The following is a 17,479-nucleotide window of genomic DNA, read 5'->3' as shown; positions in this document are numbered from 1 at the left end:
TGCCAATGAAAGGCCACAGAGCCATGAGTATCGAGAGTATCCAGCAACAATTCCTAGACAGCGCCGAGACCAAGCGACAGGCCGCGGCGGCAATGGCCCCATATATCGACGCCGCCGTGGAACGCATGGTCGGCGCGCTGACCAGCGGCAACAAGATCCTGGCGTGCGGCAACGGTGGCTCGGCGGCCGATGCGCAGCACTTCGCGGCCGAGCTGGTGGGGCGCTTCGAGCGCGAGCGCCCGGGCCTGGCGGCGATCGCGCTGACCACCGACAGCTCGATCCTGACCGCGATCGGCAACGACTATGACTTCAGCAAGGTATTTTCCAAGCAGGTCGAGGCCCTGGGCGTGCCCGGCGACATCCTGCTGGCGATCTCCACCTCGGGCAACTCGGCCAATGTGATCGCCGCGGTCGAGGCGGCGCGCCAGCGCGAGATGGCCGTGATTGCGCTGACCGGCAAGGGTGGCGGCGTCATCGGCGGCCTGCTCGACGAATTCGATATCCACGTGTGCGTGCCGAGCGAGCGCACCGCGCGCATCCAGGAAGTGCACCTGCTGACGCTGCATTGCCTGTGCGACGGCATCGACGAGGCATTGCTCGGGGAAGCCTGAGCGCGCTCGCCTGCTTCCTCACTTCCGACCCAATTTCCAACATCCAGCCACAGCAAGGACCGCATGACGAACCTGCCCACTACGCCTGAACCCCGGACCGGCGCCGCCGGCACCGGCCGCATCCTTCGCGCCACGCTGACCGCGGCGGCGGTGCTGGTTTCCGCCACTCAGCTGGCCGGCTGCTTCCCCGTGATCGCCGGCGCCGTCGGAACCGGCGTGACCATGGCCACCGACCGCCGCCCGGCCGCCACGCAGACCGTCGACCGCGGCCTGCAAATGGAAGCCGAGAGCACCATCAACTCGCGCTACAGCGGCCAGGCCCGCGTCAACGTGACCGTGTTCAACCGCAAGGTTCTGCTCACCGGCGAGGCCAGCAACGACAGCGTCAAGCAGCAGGTCGAGCAGTACGTGCGCGGCCTGCAGAATGCGCGCGTGGTGATCAACGAGCTCGAAGTGGTCAGTTCGCCCGGCTTCATGACGCAGAGCCAGGACGCTTACCTGACCAGCAAGGTCAAGACGCTGCTGATGACCGCGGATGGCGTGCCGTCGAACTCGATCAAGATCACCACCGAGAAGAGCGTGGTCTACCTGCTCGGCGTGGTCACCCAGCAGGAAGGCGACCGCGCCACCGACGTGGCGCGCAACGCCTCCGGCGTGACCAAGGTCGTCAAGGCATTCGACTACGTCAACGACACCGAGCGCGCGCGCCTGGATTCGGCCTCGACCGCGCAGAACCCGTCGATGGATGGCACCGTCGGCACGCCGGCGCCGGTGCAGTCGGTGCCTGGCGTGGGCGGACCGGTCGATGCGCCGGCCAGCACGCCCAGCCAGGTGACTACCAGCCCGGTAAGTTCGCCGGTCTCCTCGCCCGTTGCGCTGCCGCCGGGCCGGAGTCTGCCCTGAGCGGGCTGACTCGCTGCCGATCAACGGCGTCCGCACATGCGGGCGCCGTTTTTCGTTCTGCGGTTTTCACCGCACACCGCCCGCTTCCGATGTGATACGGTTGCCACGCCCGCCGGCATCTTGCCGATGCCAGCGCCCGGCATCCCCACACGGAGCGAGACCATGACAACCATCCCCCGGCCCGCTGTGATCGTGCGGCTGGCAATGCTGGCCTCGGCGCTGTGCGGCGCCCAGCCCGCGCTGTCCGCCGATCCCGCGGCCTCTGTCCCTGCCTCGGTTCCCGCCGCAGTCCCCGCCATCGACGCCGCCCAGCGCGCACGCAGCCATGCCGCCGCCTGCACCAGTTGCCACGGGCCATCCGGCCGTGCGCCCGAAGGCAGCACCATCCCGTCGCTGGCCGGACGCCAGCAGGCCGAACTGATGGCGCAGATGCAGGCGTTCCGTTCCGGGGCACGCCCGGCCACGGTGATGCACCAGATCGCCAAGGGCTACACCGACGACCAGCTCGCCGTGATCGCGGCGTGGTTCGCCAACGTGCGTTGAGGGGGAGAGCGCCATGCAACGACGACATTTCCTGGGCGCCGCCGGCGCCGCGGTGCTGGGTTCGATGGGCTCGATGGGCGTACTCGCGGCGAGGGCCGCGGCGCCGGCCAGGGTGGTGGTGATCGGCGGCGGCTACGGCGGCGCCACCGCCGCGCGCTACCTGCGCGAGTGGAGCGGCAATGCCATCGAAGTCACGCTGGTCGAACCCAACCCTGTGTTTATCTCCTGCCCGCTGTCCAACCTGGTGATCGGGGGCAGCCGGCAGATGGGCGACATCACGCTGTCGTACGACCAGCTGGTGCGCCGCCACGGCGTGAAACTGGTGCGCGACACTGCCGTCGCCATCGATCCGGGCAAGCGCACGGTGCGGCTGGCCAGTGGCAGCACGCTGTCCTACGATCGCCTGCTGCTGTCGCCCGGCATCGACCTGATGAGCGATGCGCTGCCCGGCCTGAAGCGGCCCGGCGGCGACCAGGTGCTGCACGCCTGGAAGGCCGGCCCGCAGACCGTGGCGCTGCGCCGCCAGCTGGAAGCGATGCCCGATGGTGGCACCTACGCCATCACCATCCCTACGGCACCGTACCGCTGCCCGCCCGGCCCATACGAGCGTGTTTGCCAGGTGGCGCACTATTTCAAGCAGCACAAGCCTCGCAGCAAGGTGCTGGTCCTGGACGCCAACCCGGACATCACGTCCAAGGCCGGCCTGTTCCGCAAGGTGTGGGCGGGGCAGTATGCCGGCATGGTCGAGTACCGGCCGCAATACAACACGGTCGACGTCGACCCGGCCACGCGCACGCTCAAGTTCGAGGTGCAGGAGGACGTGCGCGCCGACGTGATCAACGTGCTGCCGCCGCAGCGCGCGGGCGCGATCGCGGTGGCGACGGGGCTGGCCACGGCCAATGCCAAGTGGTGCGATGTCGATTTCGTCACATTCGAGTCGCGCGCGGCGCCCAATATCCATGTGGTCGGCGACGCCATCCAGATCGCGCAGCTGATGCCCAAGTCCGGCCATATGGCCAACCAGCATGGCAAGGTGGCGGCGGCGGCGATCGTGGCGCTGCTCTCGGGCCGGGCGCCGGACCCGCAGCCGCTCTATAACAACACCTGCTACAGCTTTACCTCGGACCGCGAGGCGGTGCATGTGGCGAGCGTGCACCGCTACGATGCCGCGCAGAAGACCATGCTGACCGTGCCGGGCTCGGGCGGGCTGTCGGACGCGCCCAATACGCTGGAGGGGGTGTACGCGCTGTCGTGGGCCAAGGGCATCTGGTCGGAGATGCTGGGATAGGCACTGGCATTAGGCACTGGCGTTAGGCACTGGCGTAAGGCCCTGGAAGTTCGGAGCGCGCCAGGCGCCTCATGACAAAACCGCAAGAACGTGCAATGCCGCGCGCGGGGCGGCTGGTAGGCTTGGGGGTTTGATCGCCCCCCCAATCGCCATAGAGACCGGCCATCCAGGCCGCCCCCGCCATGCAAGCCAGAGACCGTCTCCTCGCCCTCGCCATCGTCTGCGTCTGGGGCGTCAACTTCGTCATCATCAAGGTAGGGCTGGCGGGCATGCCGCCGATGCTGCTCGGCGCATTGCGATTCCTGCTGGTGGTCTTCCCCGCGATCTTCTTCGTGCCGCGGCCGCGCGTGCCGTGGCGCTTGCTGCTGGCGTACGGCGTGACCATCAGCCTGGGCCAGTTCGCCTTCCTGTTCTACGCGATGGCGGTGGGCATGCCGGCCGGGCTGGCTTCGCTGGTGCTCCAGTCGCAGGCGTTCTTCACGCTGGCGATTGCTGCGCTGTGGCTGGGCGAACCTGTGCGCTGGCACAACATCGCCGGCATGGCGGTTGCCGCCGCCGGACTGGCGCTGATCGGCTCGGGTGCCGCCGCCAGCACCGGTGGCATGAGCGTGGCCGGCTTCGTGCTGACGCTGTGCGCGGCGTTCTGCTGGGCCAGCGGCAATATCGTCAGCAAGAAAATCGGACCGGTCGACCTGCTGGGACTGGTGATCTGGGGCGCGCTGGTGCCGATCGTGCCGTTCACGCTGCTGTCTCTGTGGGCGGAAGGGCCGGCGCGCATCGTGCAGAGCGTCACGCATGTGTCGGCCATGGGCGTGTTCGCCGTGGCGTACCTGGCATTCGCCGCCACCGTGTTCGGCTACACCATGTGGGGCCGGCTGCTGACGCGCTATCCCGCCAGCCAGGTGGCGCCGCTGACGCTGCTGGTGCCGGTGGTGGGACTGGTGTCGGCGCATGTGTTGCTGGGTGAAGACCTGTCGCCGGCGCAATGGGGGGGCGCGGCGGTGGTCATGGCGGGGCTGCTGCTCAATGTGTTCGGCCGGCGCCTGTGGGCGGGCAGGGCAATGCAGCGCCGATAGGCCACCACCCGGCGCCACCGCTGGCAAACCATGATTGGTGCCGCGCAGCCATGGCCGGCACAATCATGTTGTTCTGCATCATTGGGTAAACACCATATGCGCATTCACGCATATACGAATATATTGGATGGCATGGAAGAGCTGGATCGCGTATTCGAGAAGGTGTCGGGCTACTTCAGCCTGCTGGCGGAGCCGACGCGGCTGAAGATCCTGCACGCCTTGTGCGATGGCGAGAAGCCGGTCAGCACGGTGGTCGAGACGGTGGGTTCGTCGCAGACCAACGTGTCGCGGCATCTCAACGCGATGTACCGCTCGGGCGTGCTGTCGCGCCGCAAGGAGGCCAACCTCGTCTTCTACGCGATTGCGGACGAGAGCGTGATCGAGCTGTGCCGCACCGTATGCGTGCAGGTGGCCAGCCGGCTGGAGGACAACGCCTTGCCCTCCGGCGCGGTCGACCGCTTCATGGCGCAGCCCGAGGCAGCGCCCGCGCGCAGGCGCCGGGCGGCAAGCTGAGCGCGATCCGGCTCTTCCGGCCAATCGATAGCTGTTGCGCGACCGCGCGGCGGCACGAATAACAGGCAGCGCGGCCCCCACGCACGCAAGCTGCCGGAGGAGACGGCATTGCAGGAACGGAACCGGCCCGGGCGCATCGTGCCCGCGCCCGAGCACTTCGTCAGCGCATCGCTGCAGCAGGACATCGGCCGGCACGGCCTGGACGCGCCGCGGCGCGACTTCCTGCGCAAGAGCTTCCTGGGCGCCGCGGCAGGTATCGCCGCCGCCACCGCCGGCCGGCGCGCGCTGGCGGCGGACGGCGATCCCGCCATCCTGGAGCCGCAGCCCTGGGCCACTTCGCTCGGGCAGCCGGTCGCGGCGCGGCCCTATGGGCAGCCTTCGGTCCATGAAAAGAACCTGATACGGCGCGAGTCGCCGGGCCTGACGCGCGTGGCCGCGGCGTCGGTCGCCTTCGCGCCGCTGCAGGGCTTCTTCGGCATCATCACCCCCAACGGCCTGCATTTCGAGCGCCATCACCAGGGCTGGCACGATATCGACCCGGCCCGCCACCGCCTGATGATCAACGGCCTGGTGCGCACGCCGCGCGTCTACACCATGGACGATCTGATGCGCCTGCCGGCGGTGTCGCGCATGCATTTCATCGAGTGCGGGGCCAATACCGGCATGGAGTGGGGCAACGTGGCCGTGCCCACGGTCCAGTACACCCACGGCATGCTGTCCTGCTGCGAATTCACCGGCGTGCCGCTCAGGGTGCTGCTGGACGACGCCGGCGCCGACCTGCGCCGCGGCCGCTACCTGCTCGCCGAGGGCGGCGAGGGCTCGTCGATGACGCGCACCATCCCAATGGCACTGGCCGACGAGATCATCGTGGCCTGGGGCATGAACGGCGAGATGCTGCGACCCGAGAACGGCTACCCGCTGCGGCTGGTGGTGCCGGGCGTGCAGGGCGTGTCGTGGGTCAAGTGGCTGCGCCGGCTGGAGGTGGGCGACCAGCCGTGGAACGCCAAGGACGAGACCATCCACTACGTGGACATGATGCCGGACGGCAAGCTGCGCCAGTACACCTCGATCCAGGAGTGCAAGTCGGTGATCACCACACCCTCGGGCGGACAGCAACTGGTGGGCAAGGGCTTCTACAACATCAGCGGGCTGGCGTGGTCGGGGCGCGGGCGCATCCGGCGGGTCGATGTGTCGACCGACGGCGGCCGTAACTGGCGCACCGCGCGGCTGGAATCGCCGGTGCTGTCGAAGTGCCTGACGCGCTTCAACCTGGACTGGGTCTGGGATGGCAGTCCCGTCATCCTGCAGAGCCGCGCCATCGACGAGACCGGCTACGTGCAGCCGAAGATGGCGCAGTTGCGCGCGGTGCGCGGCACGCGCTCGATCTATCACAACAACGCCATCCAGAGCTGGCAGGTGGCGGCAGGCGGCGAGGTGTCCAATGTCCATGTGGGCTGAGCGCCGCACCGCCTTGCTGGTGTCAACGCTGGCGCTGGCCGCGGCCTGCGCGGCGCCGTCCTGGGCCGCCGGCACGGCCGAGGCCCGTGCGGCAATTGGCCGCACCGCTACCCCGGCCGAAGTGGCCGCCTGGGACATCGACGTCCGCCCGGACTTCAAGGGCCTGCCCAAGGGCAGCGGCACCGTGGCGCAAGGGCAGAAGGTCTGGGACGGGAAGTGCGCGTCCTGCCACGGCGATTTCGGCGAGTCCAACGAGATCTTCACGCCGCTCGTCGGCGGCACCACGGCCGAGGACATCAAGCGCGGCCGCGTCGCCGCCATGACCGGCAACCAGCCCTACCGCACCACACTGATGAAGGTCAGCACGGTCAGCACGCTGTGGGACTACATCCACCGCGCCATGCCGTGGAACGCGCCCAAGAGCCTGTCCGTCAACGAGGTCTATGCCGTCACCGCCTACCTGCTGAACCTGGGCGAGATCGTGCCGGCGGACTTCACGTTGTCCGACGCCAATATCGCCACCGTGCAGCGGCGCATGCCCAACCGCGACGGCATGACCACCGACCACGGCTTGTGGCCGGGACGCGGCCGCCCGGACACGCGCAATACCGCCTGCATGAAGGACTGCGCTGGCCAGGTCGCGATCGCCTCGGCGATGCCGGACTATGCCCATGACACGCATGGCGACCTGGCGCAGCAGCAGCGCGGCTTCGGCCCGGTGCGCGGGGTTGCGGCCCATGGCGCAGCGCCAGCGGGTGCCGCATCCGCCGCTCCAGCGCCCGCGCCGGCTGGCGCCAGGCTGGCCAGCCAGTACCAGTGCGTGGCCTGCCATGCGACGGACCGGAAGCTGGTCGGCCCGTCCTTCGCGGATATCGCAGGCAAGTACAAGGGCCAGGACGCGCACGCCGCGCTGGCCAGGAAGGTCAAGGCAGGCGGGCAGGGCGCCTGGGGCAGCGTGCCGATGCCGCCGCAGCCGCAGATCCCCGATTCGGACGTCCATGCCATGGTGGGGTGGATTCTTGAGGCAAAATAGCGGGCTGGCCGCCGCAGTGCCCCCGAGGCGGCGGCCGGTGTGTGCCGCGAAGCAGCTTGCAGTCCTTGCAGTACGCCGAGCGGCCTTTGCCGTCCCCACGGCTTTACAGAGCTTGGAGAGCTTAACAATGAAGCAGTTTGTCATCGCAGCGCTGATGCTGGGCGCCGCCGCATCGGCCCACGCGGTCGATGCCGCCAAGGCACAGGAAATCGCCAACAAGAACGCCTGCATGGGTTGCCACCAGGTCGACAAGAAGCTGGTCGGTCCTTCCTACAAGGAAGTCGCCACCAAGTACAAGGGCGACAAGAACGCCCTCGCGACCCTGAGCAAGAAGGTCAAGAGCGGTGGTTCGGGCGTCTGGGGCCCGGTGCCGATGCCGGCCAACGCCGCCATCAGCGACGCCGACCTGAAGACCGTGGTCGAGTGGGTGCTCGCAGGCGCGCCCGCCAAGTAAAGCCTGACCGCCCCGCGCGGGCAGTCCACCGATGCAACGGGCCGGACGGCGCAAGCCGACCCGACCTGGACAGATCCAGCGGCCGGCAATGTACCGGCCGCAAGCAGGGCACAAGCACGACACAAGCAGGACACACCAACGAGTACCGCCAAAGCGGACGCAAGCCGATTGGGACGGAGTAGCCGGAGAGATAAGAAATGAATTCGAAACGACGAGAAGTGCTGCGGGTCACCGCTGTCCTGTCGCTGATGGCCGCCACCGGCCTGATCAGCGAAGCGCAGGCGGCCGAATGGAACAAGACCGCCTTTGACGGCAAGAGCGTTGCCGACGTGATCAAGGCACTTGGCGGCAGCGGCACCGAGAAAAGCACCGCCATCACCTTTAACGCCCCCGACATCGCCGAGAACGGCGCCGTGGTGCCGGTGGCCGTGACCAGCACCATCCCGGATACCGAGCAGATCGCGATCCTGGTGGAAAAGAACCCCAATACCCTGGCCGCCGATTTCATCATCCCGGCCGGCACCGAGCCGTTCGTCTCCACGCGCGTGAAGATGGGCCAGACCTCGGTGGTGCACGCCGCGGTCAAGGCCGGCGGCAAGTGGTACGTGGCATCGAAGGAAATCAAGGTCACGCTGGGCGGCTGCGGCGGCTGAGGCCGGCCCCCCTTATCCCCGTAACCAAGATTTCCGCCAACTGCAACCGGAGAAACACATGGCAGACCCGATGCGCGTACGCGCCACCGAGAACGGCGGCGTGGTTGATGTAAAGATCCTGATGAAGCACGACATGGAGACCGGCCAGCGCAAGGATGCGTCCGGCAAGGTCATCCCGGCCTGGCATATCCAGACCGTGACCACACAGTGCAAGGGCAAGGAAGTGTTCCGCGCCCAGTTCGGGCCGGCGGTGTCCAAGGACCCGTTCCTGAACTTCAAGTTCAAGGGCGGCGCCAAGGGCGACAAGGTCACCGTGACCTGGGTCGACAACAAGGGCGACAAGCGCACCGACGAAGCGACCATCGCCTGACGCTGCCCGATCCTGGTCCCGGGTTACGGCCGGGATGTCGCCGGCAGGCCGCGCCGTCCTCTGCTAAGGTTCGGGGCGGAATGCCGGGACGGACCCGGACGGAAGGAGCATTATGCGGCGAGCATTTATTCGAGCATCGGCGGCCCTGGCCGCCATCGGCCTGGCGGCCAGGGCCTCTGCACAGTCCGGCCAGTCGGCGCCGGCCGGTGCCGGCAAGGGCGGGCGCGTGAAGGTGGTGTACCAGCTGTCGGAAGGCATTGACCAGGCCGTGCGCGCGATGGGCAACCTGCGCAACCACCTGAATGGCGCCCCCGGCACCAGGATCGTGGTGGTCGCGTTCGGCTATGGCATCGATTTCCTGGTCGAAGGCGCCAAGGATGCGCGCGGCAACAGCTTCGAAAGCCCGGTTGGCGCGCTGGCCGCAGAAGGCGTGGAGTTCCGCGTGTGCCGCAATACGCTGACCGCGCGCAGGATTACCGAATCGCAGCTGTTGATGGAAGCAAAGGTGGTACAGGCTGGCGTGGTCGAGATTGCCCGCCTGCAGGCCGAGGAAGGCTACGCCTATATCAAGCCCTGAGCCGGGCTGGCGCGGTCTGAAGGCAAGACAAGAGAAGAACGGCCCGTCCCGAAAGGCGCGGCCGCGAGGAGAAGCCCCATGAAATCGATCCGAAGCCTGGTCCGGCGCGCCGCGCTGGCCACGGCCGCCACCGCGGCAGTTGCCGGCGCCGCCGCCGTGCATGCGCAGGGCAGCACCGCCGACGAAATCGCCAAGTACCGCCAGATGCTGGCCGAAGGCAATCCCGCCGAGCTGTGGGAAGCCGCCGGCGAAGAACTGTGGAAAAAGCCGGCCGGCCCCAAGAACGTCTCGCTCGAACAGTGCGACCTGGGCAAGGGCCCGGGCGTGACCAAGGGCGCCTACGCCGAGCTGCCGCGCTACTTCAAGGACGCCGACAAGGTGATGGACCTGGAGCAGCGGCTGGCCTGGTGCCGCACGACGCTGCAGGGGTTGACCAGGGAAGAGGCGACGAAGAATCCGTTCTCCGCGTCGGGCAAGCCGTCCGACATCGAGCGCCTGGTTGCGTACCTGACCGGCGAATCGCGCGGCGTGAAGATGAACGTGCAGCTCAATCATCCGGAAGAGAAGCGCACCTACGCCCTCGGCCAGAAAATGTTCTTCTACCGCGGCGGCGCCTATGACTTCGCCTGCGCCACCTGCCACGCGGTCGACGGCCAGCGCATCCGCCTGCAGGACCTGCCCAACCTGTTGACAGACAAGGGCGCGCAGGCGGCCTACACCACGTGGCCCGCCTACCGCGTGTCGCAGGGCGAGGTCCGCTCGATGCAGCACCGCCTGTACGACTGCCTGCGCCAGCAACGCTTTCCCGAACCCGCCTATGGCTCGGACGTGATCACCGCGCTGACCATGTTCCTGGCCAAGAACGCCAACGGCGGCACCTACGATGGCCCGGCGATGAAGCGCTGACCAGTACGGGAGAGACAACATGCAACGACAATACAAGGCGCTCGCCATCGCCGCGCTGGCTACCCTGGTGGCAACCGGTGCGCACGCACAGGACAACGCCAAGGCCCGCCCCGCCAAGGGCAAGCCCGCCGCCGTCAGCAACGCCGACATGAAGCACCTGATCGAGGACTCGTTTTCCTCCAGGGGCCCGGCCACCGTGGAAGGCGTGCTGAACCAGGACACCATGCAGCAGGCCTGCAGCCAGTACCCCGACCGCAGCAAGGTGCCGGACAAGCTGGCGAAGAAGATCGAGGCCGCCGAGCTCAAGCAGGTGAAATATCCCGCCGACAGCAACTGGCTCGGTGACTGGAAGGAAGGCGAGAAGGTCGCCCAGAACGGCCGCGGCATGCAGTTCACCGACCAGGTCGGCGGCACCAACGGCGGCAACTGCTACGCCTGCCACCAGATGACCAAGGCCGAGATCTCGTTCGGCAATATCGGCCCGTCGCTGTACCAGTACGGCAAGCTGCGCGGCAACTCGCAGGAAGTGGTCAGGTACACCTGGGGCAAGATCTGGGATTCGAACGCCTACTCCGCCTGCTCCAACATGCCGCGCTTCGGCCACAAGGGCATCCTGACCGAAGCCCAGATCCGCGACGTGATGGCGCTGCTGCTCGACCCGGCCTCGCCGGTCAACCAGTAAGCCCGATGCGCGCGCGTGCCGTGCTGCTGCGCTGGCTGCTGGCCGCTGGCCTGGCCAGCGCCGCAGGTGGCGCCGCCGCGCTGGAAGTGGGTGACACCGTGCGCCTGCCCGACGTGCAGACGCTCGACGGCCGCACGCTGCGCGCCGCAACGCTGGCCGGCAAGCCGCTGGTGGTCGAATACTGGGCCTCGTGGTGCCCGTTCTGCGCGATGCAGAACCCGCGCCTGCAGAAGCTGTACGAACGCACGCGCGGCACGCCGCTGCAGGTGCTGGCCATCAGCATCGACAAGGACCCGCGCGAAGCCGCCGACTACATGAAGAAGCGCGGCTACACCTTCCCGGCGACGATGGATTCCGCCGCGCTGCAGGCCGTGTTCGGCAAGCGCAAAGGCCTGCCCGAGCTGTACGTGATCGACGCGCGCGGGCGCGTGGTGCAGAAGGAAGTGGGCGAGATGCTCGAAGACGACGTGGCCGCGCTGGAGCGTTACGCGAAGCCATAGCGATGCGATGCCGGACGCCACGCGCCCACCGGCACGCACTTATCCACAGGAAGAGACATGAACCGACGCGAGTTCCTGCAGGTGCTGGCCATCGCCGGCGCCGGCGGCATGACTTTCCCCCACCACGACGCGCACGCCGCGCAGGCCGCCGAGTCGATGTACGACGTGCCGCGCTTCGGCAACGTCCACCTGCTGCATTTCACTGACTGCCACGCGCAGCTGCGGCCGGTGTATTTCCGCGAACCCAACGTCAACCTCGGCATCGGCGACTACGCCGGCAAGCCGCCGCACCTGGTCGGTGACGCGTTGCTGCGCCACTACGGCATCCGCCCCGGCACGCCGCAGGCGCATGCGTTCACCTATCTAGATTTCAACGAGGCCGCGCGCCGCTACGGCAAGGTCGGCGGGTTTGCGCACCTGGCCACGCTGGTGAAGCGGCTCAAGGCGGGGCGGCCGGGCGCGCTGCTGCTCGATGGCGGCGATACCTGGCAGGGCTCGGCCACGGCGCTGTGGACCAAGGGGCAGGACATGGTCGATGCGGCGCTGGCGCTCGGCGTCGACGTGATGACTCCGCACTGGGAAATGACGCTCGGCGCAGACCGTGTCAAGGAGATTGTCGACAAGGACTTCAAGGGCAAGGTTGCCTTCCTCGCGCAGAACATCAAGACCAACGACTTCGGCGACCCGGTGTTCGATCCTTACGTGATCCGCGAGATCAACGGCGTGCCGGTGGCCATCATCGGCCAGGCCTTTCCGTACACGCCGATCGCCAACCCGCGCTATTTCGTGCCCGACTGGACCTTCGGCATCCAGGAAGAAAACCTGCAGCACGTCATCGCCGAGGCGCGCGGCAAAGGCGCGCAGGCAGTGGTGCTGCTGTCGCACAACGGCATGGACGTCGACCTGAAGCTGGCCTCGCGCGTGCGCGGGCTGGACGCCATCCTCGGCGGCCACACCCATGACGGCGTGCCCAGGCCAGTGGCGGTGAAGAACGCCGGCGGGACCACGCTGGTGACCAATGCCGGCTCCAACGGCAAGTTCCTGGGCGTACTGGATTTTGACGTGAAGGGCGGCAAGGTGGCGGATTTCCGCTACCGGCTGCTGCCGGTGTTCGCCAACTACCTGCCGGCCGACCCGGCGATGGACGCGCTCATCAAGCAGGTACGGGCGCCGTATGAACAGAAGCTGTCCGAAGTCCTCGCCGTCAACCGTGGCGTGCTGTACCGCCGCGGCAATTTCAACGGCACGTTTGACCAACTGATCCTGGACGGCCTGATGCAGGTGCAGGGCGCGCAGATCGCGTTCTCGCCGGGCTTTCGCTGGGGCACCACGCTGCTGCCGGGCCAGGCCATTACCATGGAACACCTGATGGACCAGACCGCCATCACCTACCCGTACACGACCGTGACGGCGATGAGCGGCGAGACCATCAAGACCATCCTGGAAGACGTCGCCGACAACCTGTTCAACCCCGATCCGTACTACCAGCAGGGCGGCGACATGGTGCGCGTCGGCGGCCTGCAGTACACCATCGATCCCAACGCCGGCATGGGCAAGCGCATCACCGCCATGCGCCTGGCCGGCAAGCCGCTGGAGGTGGGCAAGACCTACAAGGTGGCAGGCTGGGCGCCGGTGGCCGAGGAGGCGCGCAACAACGGCGGCGCACCCATCTGGGACGTGATGGCGCAGTGGCTGCGCAGCACGAAGGAAGTCAGCGCACGGCCGCTGAACCTGCCCACGGTCCGTGGCATGGACGGCAACCCCGGCATCGCCGCCTGACTTGCCGGCGATGTTGCGCGGCGTCCTCATGGTGGCCGCCGAGGATTGAAGGCGGCCGGCGAAGTAGGCTACAATCCTCGCGACGGGCCGATAGCTCAGCTGGGAGAGCGCTGCGTTCGCAATGCAGAGGTCGGGAGTTCGATCCTCCTTCGGTCCACCAGGATTCCATACAAAAACAACGCTCGGCATCTCACGATGCCGAGCGTTGTTTTGCTTTGGGCCCCCACCAGTAGACCGGGGCCAGCCGTCAGTTCAGCGAACTGGGATCCTGCGCCGTCTTGCGCTGCTTGGCCCTGGCGACAGCGTAAGAGCCGACCTGCTTCTGCGTGACATAGCCGGTCTTCTTGCGGTCGATCTTGTCGAAGTTCTTCGCCACCTCGGGCATGCCGGCCTCGGCTTCCTGGCGGGTCAGCTTGCCGTCGTGGTCGGCATCGGCGGCCTTGAATTTTTCCGCAAACGCCGCCTTCATCTCCTGGGCAGTCATCGGCTTCCGTGGCTGCGCCGCTTGTGCGGGCTGTGCGGGCTGTGCGGGCTGTGCGGGCTGTGCGGGCTGTGCCGGTTGCGCCGGTTGTGCCTGCGGCTGTTGCTGGGCGCCGGCCTGCCCGGCGAAGAACACGGCAGTCAACAGGGCGCCGGTCACCAGTACGCGTTTCGTCATCAAAGTCTCCTCGCTTGTGTCTTGGAATAGCCGGCCCGTGTCGATGGCCTGGCTTCTGGCCCGGGTGGCAAGGGGCACTCTAGCAGCGGCGACTGTTCGGCAGAATTCAATCTTTTCTGAAGCCGATTGAATCGTTTGATGGCGGCGTGCCGCAAGACGGGCACGCGTTCCGGATGCGCCGTCGGCGGTCAATCGGGCTGAGCCGAAGTCGGACGCCCTCGGCAATGAAAGCCCGCCGTCCTACGCCACCCGCGTCGGCCGCCGGGCTTTCATCGCCGAAGGCCTTACTTGTTGCAGCGCGCGCAGCGACTGCAGCGCGTCTTCCACGGCCTCGATGCCGTCGCGCAGCCGCGCAGTGGCATAGCCGAGCCGGCTTTGCGCATCGGCATCGGAGGTGGACAGTTGTTCCAGTGCATCGACTTCCGCCTGCATCTGGCCGACCAGGCGGCGCAGTTGCGACGTGCTGTGCGAGGCAAGTGACCGAATCGCCATCGTAAAGGCCCTCCTTGCAGTGACCGGCAGGCCGGTCACTGACTACGGTAAGAGCGTCGCATGAACTTCGCCAGCGCTGTTACGAAATCGGCACGATTGCAGTCGGAACTGCCACGCCGTGCGGCAAGATCGGCTACAAAAGAGGGCACATGCTGGCCGCGATGGAGGAAATATCGTCGGTGACCAAGCACGGCTGGCGATCTCCGGCCTGCCACAGCGGGCCCGTGCCAGCATGACGGCCGGGCAGGGCGGCAACGCCAGTGGGGCGCCCGCGTCTCCCGGTCGGCATCGTGGGTGCCTTCCTGGGCTATAGTCGCGCGATGGAATCGGAATCCGAAAAACGCTCTGGCTTCCTGGTCACCGATGTCGGGCGGCTCTGCGGCAAGCGCTTCGACGACCTGCCGAAGTCCACGCTGGACCTGACGCGCACGCAATGCCGCGCGCTGGCTTACCTGGCGGCCGCGGTGGAGCGCTGACCCGTGCGACGTGAACCCATGCAATCCCAATCAGCCAGCCTGCCCGACGACACCACCGCCGCGACCGCGGCCGAAGCCGACGCGCGCCACCGCGCGGGCCGGCGCTGCACGCTGGTCAGCGTGGGGGTCAATATCGTGCTGACTGCGGCGCAGGGCGCCGCAGGCCTGCTCGCCGGCTCGCAAGCGCTGCTGGCCGACGCAGCGCACTCACTGTCCGACCTGCTCTCCGACTTCGTGGTGCTGCTGGCCGCCTGGCAGAGCCGCAAGGATCCCGACGGCGACCACCAGTACGGCCACCTCCGTTTCGAAACCGCGGCGTCGCTGGCGCTGGGCGGGCTGCTGCTGGCAGTCGGCGCGGGCATGCTGTGGGCCGCGGTCGGCAAGTTGCAGCACCCCGGCGGCGCCCAGCCGGTACAGGCGCTGGCGCTGTGGGTGGCGCTGGCCACGCTGGTTGCCAAGGAACTGCTGTTCCGCTACATGCTGGCGGTGGCGCGGCGCGTGCGTTCCGGCATGCTGGTCGCCAATGCCTGGCATGCGCGTTCCGACGCGGCCTCGTCGCTGGTGGTGGCGCTGGGCATCGGCGGCAACCTGCTCGGCTATCACTTGCTGGACCCGGTGGCGGCGATCGTGGTCGGGCTGATGGTGGCGCGCATGGGCCTGCGCTTCGGCTGGGACGCGCTCAACGACCTGATGGACCGTGCCGCCGACGAAGAAACCGTCGCAGCGATCGAGGCGACCCTGCTCGGCACGCCGGGTGTGCAGGGCCTGCATGACCTGCGTACGCGCAAGATGGGCGACCAGGTGCTGGTCGACGTGCACCTGGAGATCGACGGCACCCTGACCGTGGCGCAGGGCCATGCGATCGCGGTCGAGGCACGGCGCCGCGCGCTCGAACACCATCACGTGCTCAACGTGATGACGCACGTCGATCCCGCGCAGGTTAATCCCGCGCAGGTTAATCCCGCATACGCCGCAGGGGCCTCCACCAGAACCGCCGCCGCCGGCCAGGCGGCTGTGGACATCTAGGCCCGCACCTGGGGATAACTCGCCGGACAAGCTGTGTCCCGCCTGGGGGTGCGCTGTGGGACGTATACGAACAACAATCGCGCCGCCGTCGCGGACGTATACGCAAGCGCCCGGCTATCCACGTATACGCATGTGCTGCCGCCGTGGTTATCTTTCTTGCAAGTCCTTGAGGCGAAAGGGAAAAGGTGACTTATCCACGGCGCAGTGACTGGTTTACCTACTACTACTATGTTTACATATGTAAACAATATAAAAACCATCACAAGGACCGTTGCATCGACCGCATCGGTCAGGCGCTGAACAATGCATCGCCTTGCGGCGGACGTATACGTCGCGTGATGAGCGCGGACCATCGTTAACGCTGGTCAACGCGGCACCTTGAACACCTTGCGCGCCCGTATCACTTCCGCCCGCGTCGAGCAGCCGTCCTGGTGGTCGTTAACCAGGCCCATCGCCTGCATCAGCGCGTACATGGTGGTCGGCCCGACAAAGCGCCAGCCGCGCTTCTTCAGGTCCCTGGACAGCGCCGTCGACTCGGGCGAGACCGCCATGGTGCGCAGCACCTCGGGCGTCAGCACCTTGGGCCGGCTGTCCGGATCCGGCTCGAAGCGCCAGAAATAGGCAGCCAGCGACGATTCCGTTTCCAGTAGTTCGCGCGCACGCTGGGCGTTGTTGATGGCGGCCTCGATCTTGCCGCGGTGGCGCACGATGCCGGCATCGCCGAGCAGGCGCTGGATGTCGCGCTCGCCGAAGCGGGCGACCTTGTCGATGTCGAAGTTGGCGAAGGCCTTGCGGAAGGCCTCGCGCTTGCGCAGGATCGTCAGCCAGCTCAGGCCCGCCTGGAAACCCTCCAGGCACAGCTTCTCGAACAGCCGCCGGTCATCCGCGACCGGGAAGCCCCACTCGTGGTCGTGGTAGTGGCAATAGTCTTCCAGCGTGCCGCACCAGCCGCAGCGCACCGGCGCTGTCGTGGCTGCCTGCGCTTCCTTCTTGCTTGTCATGCGCAACCTTTCTCCCATTTCGGTGGATCCGGCGCGGCGGCCGCTCAACTGGCTCGCGGCGCGCCGCATTTGCTGCGATCATGCCCGCACCTGAGACATTGCGGAAGGCTGAAAATGGACATGCGATTGACGACCCTGGATGAAGACGGCTGGGAGCTGGACGACGGCGAGCCCATTGCCGCCGCCCATCCCGACACCTTCTGGATTCCGCCCCGCGAGGAACGTGAAGCGCTGGTGCCGGGCCAGCAGGTCAAGCTGATCTTCCGTATCCTGGTCGCCGCCGACGACGACAGCGAGGAGGTCCATGTCGAGCGGATGTGGGTGATCGTGACCGGGCGCGAGGGCAGCCTCTATACCGGCGAACTGGATAACCAGCCGTATTGCACCGAGGATATGGCGCCGGGCATGCCGCTTTGCTTCGAGGCGAGGCATGTGATCAATATCTACCGGGAAGGGGATGAGGCGGAGTGAGCGCAGCCA

21 protein-coding genes, 1 tRNA gene and 1 pseudogene are annotated in these 17,479 nt (G+C 67.4%); 20 read left to right on the top strand and 3 right to left on the bottom strand.

The features are described 5' to 3' along the window. Positions 1 to 23: 23 nt before the first annotated feature. The 17 genes from CTP10_RS16260 to CTP10_RS16180 all read left to right on the top strand — a co-directional run bounded on the left by CTP10_RS16260 (position 24) and on the right by CTP10_RS16180 (position 13,506). Entirely contained in the window at positions 24 to 611 is a 588-nt protein-coding gene (locus CTP10_RS16260) for a phosphoheptose isomerase (RefSeq protein ID WP_116319960.1), read from the top strand. Between the two features lie 63 nt (positions 612 to 674). Further along, positions 675 to 1,514: a BON domain-containing protein gene (locus tag CTP10_RS16255; protein ID WP_116319959.1), complete on the top strand. Its 840-nt coding sequence runs from the start codon at positions 675 to 677 to the stop codon at positions 1,512 to 1,514. 162 nt (positions 1,515 to 1,676) lie between these two features. Beyond that, positions 1,677 to 2,057 carry a c-type cytochrome gene (locus tag CTP10_RS16250; RefSeq protein ID WP_116319958.1) on the top strand — a complete coding sequence of 127 codons (381 nt, stop codon included), beginning with the start codon at positions 1,677 to 1,679 and terminating at the stop codon, positions 2,055 to 2,057. A 13-nt stretch (positions 2,058 to 2,070) separates the two neighbouring features. Beyond that, positions 2,071 to 3,345 carry an NAD(P)/FAD-dependent oxidoreductase gene (locus CTP10_RS16245; protein ID WP_116319957.1) on the top strand — a complete coding sequence of 425 codons (1,275 nt, stop codon included), beginning with the start codon at positions 2,071 to 2,073 and terminating at the stop codon, positions 3,343 to 3,345. A 182-nt stretch (positions 3,346 to 3,527) separates the two neighbouring features. Next, positions 3,528 to 4,421, top strand: coding sequence for an EamA family transporter (locus tag CTP10_RS16240; protein ID WP_116319956.1), 894 nt, complete (start codon positions 3,528 to 3,530; stop codon positions 4,419 to 4,421). Positions 4,422 to 4,517: 96 nt separating this feature from the next. Continuing rightward, on the top strand, positions 4,518 to 4,934 hold the full coding sequence (locus CTP10_RS16235; protein WP_116319955.1) for an ArsR/SmtB family transcription factor: 417 nt from the start codon (positions 4,518 to 4,520) through the stop codon (positions 4,932 to 4,934). A 108-nt stretch (positions 4,935 to 5,042) separates the two neighbouring features. After that, the gene (gene soxC, locus CTP10_RS16230; protein WP_116319954.1) at positions 5,043 to 6,392 is read left to right on the top strand and encodes a sulfite dehydrogenase; all 1,350 of its coding nucleotides are present in this window, start codon (positions 5,043 to 5,045) and stop codon (positions 6,390 to 6,392) included. Next, the gene (locus CTP10_RS16225; protein ID WP_116319953.1) at positions 6,376 to 7,425 is read left to right on the top strand and encodes a c-type cytochrome; all 1,050 of its coding nucleotides are present in this window, start codon (positions 6,376 to 6,378) and stop codon (positions 7,423 to 7,425) included. The genes soxC and CTP10_RS16225 overlap by 17 nt, the downstream gene beginning before the upstream one ends. Before the next feature lie 127 nt (positions 7,426 to 7,552). Beyond that, the gene (locus CTP10_RS16220) at positions 7,553 to 7,879 is read left to right on the top strand and encodes a c-type cytochrome (RefSeq protein WP_035826540.1); all 327 of its coding nucleotides are present in this window, start codon (positions 7,553 to 7,555) and stop codon (positions 7,877 to 7,879) included. Between the two features lie 197 nt (positions 7,880 to 8,076). Further along, entirely contained in the window at positions 8,077 to 8,532 is a 456-nt protein-coding gene (soxY, locus tag CTP10_RS16215; protein ID WP_063240926.1) for a thiosulfate oxidation carrier protein SoxY, read from the top strand. 58 nt (positions 8,533 to 8,590) lie between these two features. Further along, positions 8,591 to 8,902: a thiosulfate oxidation carrier complex protein SoxZ gene (gene soxZ / locus CTP10_RS16210; RefSeq protein WP_116319952.1), complete on the top strand. Its 312-nt coding sequence runs from the start codon at positions 8,591 to 8,593 to the stop codon at positions 8,900 to 8,902. 112 nt (positions 8,903 to 9,014) lie between these two features. After that, positions 9,015 to 9,479 carry a DsrE family protein gene (locus tag CTP10_RS16205; protein WP_116319951.1) on the top strand — a complete coding sequence of 155 codons (465 nt, stop codon included), beginning with the start codon at positions 9,015 to 9,017 and terminating at the stop codon, positions 9,477 to 9,479. A gap of 78 nt (positions 9,480 to 9,557) precedes the next feature. Further along, positions 9,558 to 10,385 (top strand): sulfur oxidation c-type cytochrome SoxA, encoded by an 828-nt coding sequence (soxA, locus tag CTP10_RS16200; protein ID WP_116319950.1) that lies wholly within the window; start codon positions 9,558 to 9,560, stop codon positions 10,383 to 10,385. A gap of 19 nt (positions 10,386 to 10,404) precedes the next feature. Beyond that, the gene (gene soxX, locus CTP10_RS16195) at positions 10,405 to 11,067 is read left to right on the top strand and encodes a sulfur oxidation c-type cytochrome SoxX (RefSeq protein ID WP_116319949.1); all 663 of its coding nucleotides are present in this window, start codon (positions 10,405 to 10,407) and stop codon (positions 11,065 to 11,067) included. Between the two features lie 5 nt (positions 11,068 to 11,072). Next, complete coding sequence (locus tag CTP10_RS16190) at positions 11,073 to 11,567, top strand: TlpA disulfide reductase family protein (RefSeq protein ID WP_116319948.1); 495 nt, start codon at positions 11,073 to 11,075, stop codon at positions 11,565 to 11,567. Between the two features lie 57 nt (positions 11,568 to 11,624). After that, positions 11,625 to 13,346, top strand: coding sequence for a thiosulfohydrolase SoxB (gene soxB / locus CTP10_RS16185; protein WP_116319947.1), 1,722 nt, complete (start codon positions 11,625 to 11,627; stop codon positions 13,344 to 13,346). An 84-nt stretch (positions 13,347 to 13,430) separates the two neighbouring features. After that, a tRNA-Ala gene (locus CTP10_RS16180) sits at positions 13,431 to 13,506 on the top strand. A gap of 87 nt (positions 13,507 to 13,593) precedes the next feature. On the opposite strand, the gene CTP10_RS16175 is transcribed toward CTP10_RS16180, so the two are convergent. Further along, entirely contained in the window at positions 13,594 to 14,004 is a 411-nt protein-coding gene (locus CTP10_RS16175) for a calcium-binding protein (RefSeq protein ID WP_233528147.1), read from the bottom strand. Between the two features lie 240 nt (positions 14,005 to 14,244). Beyond that, a complete protein-coding gene (locus CTP10_RS16170) occupies positions 14,245 to 14,496 on the bottom strand; it encodes a hypothetical protein (RefSeq protein ID WP_116319946.1) in 252 nt (83 codons plus the stop codon). Positions 14,497 to 14,816: 320 nt separating this feature from the next. Here CTP10_RS16170 and CTP10_RS16165 point away from each other — a divergent pair. Together CTP10_RS16165 and CTP10_RS16160 are read left to right on the top strand one after the other, a co-directional pair. Further along, positions 14,817 to 14,954 (top strand): annotated as a pseudogene (locus tag CTP10_RS16165) (MarR family transcriptional regulator); the annotation flags it as partial. A 36-nt stretch (positions 14,955 to 14,990) separates the two neighbouring features. Next, on the top strand, positions 14,991 to 15,998 hold the full coding sequence (locus CTP10_RS16160; protein WP_116319945.1) for a cation diffusion facilitator family transporter: 1,008 nt from the start codon (positions 14,991 to 14,993) through the stop codon (positions 15,996 to 15,998). Between the two features lie 365 nt (positions 15,999 to 16,363). Here CTP10_RS16160 and CTP10_RS16155 read toward each other — a convergent pair whose 3' ends face one another. Continuing rightward, a complete protein-coding gene (locus CTP10_RS16155; protein WP_116319944.1) occupies positions 16,364 to 16,999 on the bottom strand; it encodes a DNA-3-methyladenine glycosylase I in 636 nt (211 codons plus the stop codon). A gap of 114 nt (positions 17,000 to 17,113) precedes the next feature. Here CTP10_RS16155 and CTP10_RS16150 point away from each other — a divergent pair, with 114 nt between their 5' ends. Further along, positions 17,114 to 17,470, top strand: coding sequence for a DUF2314 domain-containing protein (locus CTP10_RS16150; protein ID WP_116319943.1), 357 nt, complete (start codon positions 17,114 to 17,116; stop codon positions 17,468 to 17,470). The last annotated feature ends 9 nt before the right edge of the window (positions 17,471 to 17,479 follow it).

Source organism: Cupriavidus sp. P-10 (assembly GCF_003402535.2).
GTDB lineage: Bacteria > Pseudomonadota > Gammaproteobacteria > Burkholderiales > Burkholderiaceae > Cupriavidus.
Note: the sequence above shows the minus strand (reverse complement) of the source record. Positions and strands in the feature narration are given on the sequence as shown.

Bases quoted from the DNA above. Each gene is read 5' to 3' on its own strand.
- soxX (WP_116319949.1), top strand. From the start codon at position 10,405: ATGCAACGACAATACAAGGCGCTCGCCATCGCCGCGCTGGCTACCCTG.
- CTP10_RS16205 (WP_116319951.1), top strand. From the start codon at position 9,015: ATGCGGCGAGCATTTATTCGAGCATCGGCGGCCCTGGCCGCCATCGGC.
- soxB (WP_116319947.1), top strand. From the start codon at position 11,625: ATGAACCGACGCGAGTTCCTGCAGGTGCTGGCCATCGCCGGCGCCGGC.
- soxY (WP_063240926.1), top strand. From the start codon at position 8,077: ATGAATTCGAAACGACGAGAAGTGCTGCGGGTCACCGCTGTCCTGTCG.
- CTP10_RS16155 (WP_116319944.1), bottom strand. From the start codon at position 16,999: ATGACAAGCAAGAAGGAAGCGCAGGCAGCCACGACAGCGCCGGTGCGC.
- CTP10_RS16225 (WP_116319953.1), top strand. From the start codon at position 6,376: ATGTCCATGTGGGCTGAGCGCCGCACCGCCTTGCTGGTGTCAACGCTG.
- CTP10_RS16175 (WP_233528147.1), bottom strand. From the start codon at position 14,004: ATGACGAAACGCGTACTGGTGACCGGCGCCCTGTTGACTGCCGTGTTC.
- CTP10_RS16170 (WP_116319946.1), bottom strand. From the start codon at position 14,496: ATGGCGATTCGGTCACTTGCCTCGCACAGCACGTCGCAACTGCGCCGC.
- CTP10_RS16235 (WP_116319955.1), top strand. From the start codon at position 4,518: ATGCGCATTCACGCATATACGAATATATTGGATGGCATGGAAGAGCTG.
- CTP10_RS16150 (WP_116319943.1), top strand. From the start codon at position 17,114: ATGGACATGCGATTGACGACCCTGGATGAAGACGGCTGGGAGCTGGAC.
- CTP10_RS16240 (WP_116319956.1), top strand. From the start codon at position 3,528: ATGCAAGCCAGAGACCGTCTCCTCGCCCTCGCCATCGTCTGCGTCTGG.
- CTP10_RS16260 (WP_116319960.1), top strand. From the start codon at position 24: ATGAGTATCGAGAGTATCCAGCAACAATTCCTAGACAGCGCCGAGACC.
- soxA (WP_116319950.1), top strand. From the start codon at position 9,558: ATGAAATCGATCCGAAGCCTGGTCCGGCGCGCCGCGCTGGCCACGGCC.
- CTP10_RS16190 (WP_116319948.1), top strand. From the start codon at position 11,073: ATGCGCGCGCGTGCCGTGCTGCTGCGCTGGCTGCTGGCCGCTGGCCTG.
- CTP10_RS16255 (WP_116319959.1), top strand. From the start codon at position 675: ATGACGAACCTGCCCACTACGCCTGAACCCCGGACCGGCGCCGCCGGC.
- soxZ (WP_116319952.1), top strand. From the start codon at position 8,591: ATGGCAGACCCGATGCGCGTACGCGCCACCGAGAACGGCGGCGTGGTT.
- CTP10_RS16245 (WP_116319957.1), top strand. From the start codon at position 2,071: ATGCAACGACGACATTTCCTGGGCGCCGCCGGCGCCGCGGTGCTGGGT.
- CTP10_RS16220 (WP_035826540.1), top strand. From the start codon at position 7,553: ATGAAGCAGTTTGTCATCGCAGCGCTGATGCTGGGCGCCGCCGCATCG.
- CTP10_RS16160 (WP_116319945.1), top strand. From the start codon at position 14,991: ATGCAATCCCAATCAGCCAGCCTGCCCGACGACACCACCGCCGCGACC.
- CTP10_RS16250 (WP_116319958.1), top strand. From the start codon at position 1,677: ATGACAACCATCCCCCGGCCCGCTGTGATCGTGCGGCTGGCAATGCTG.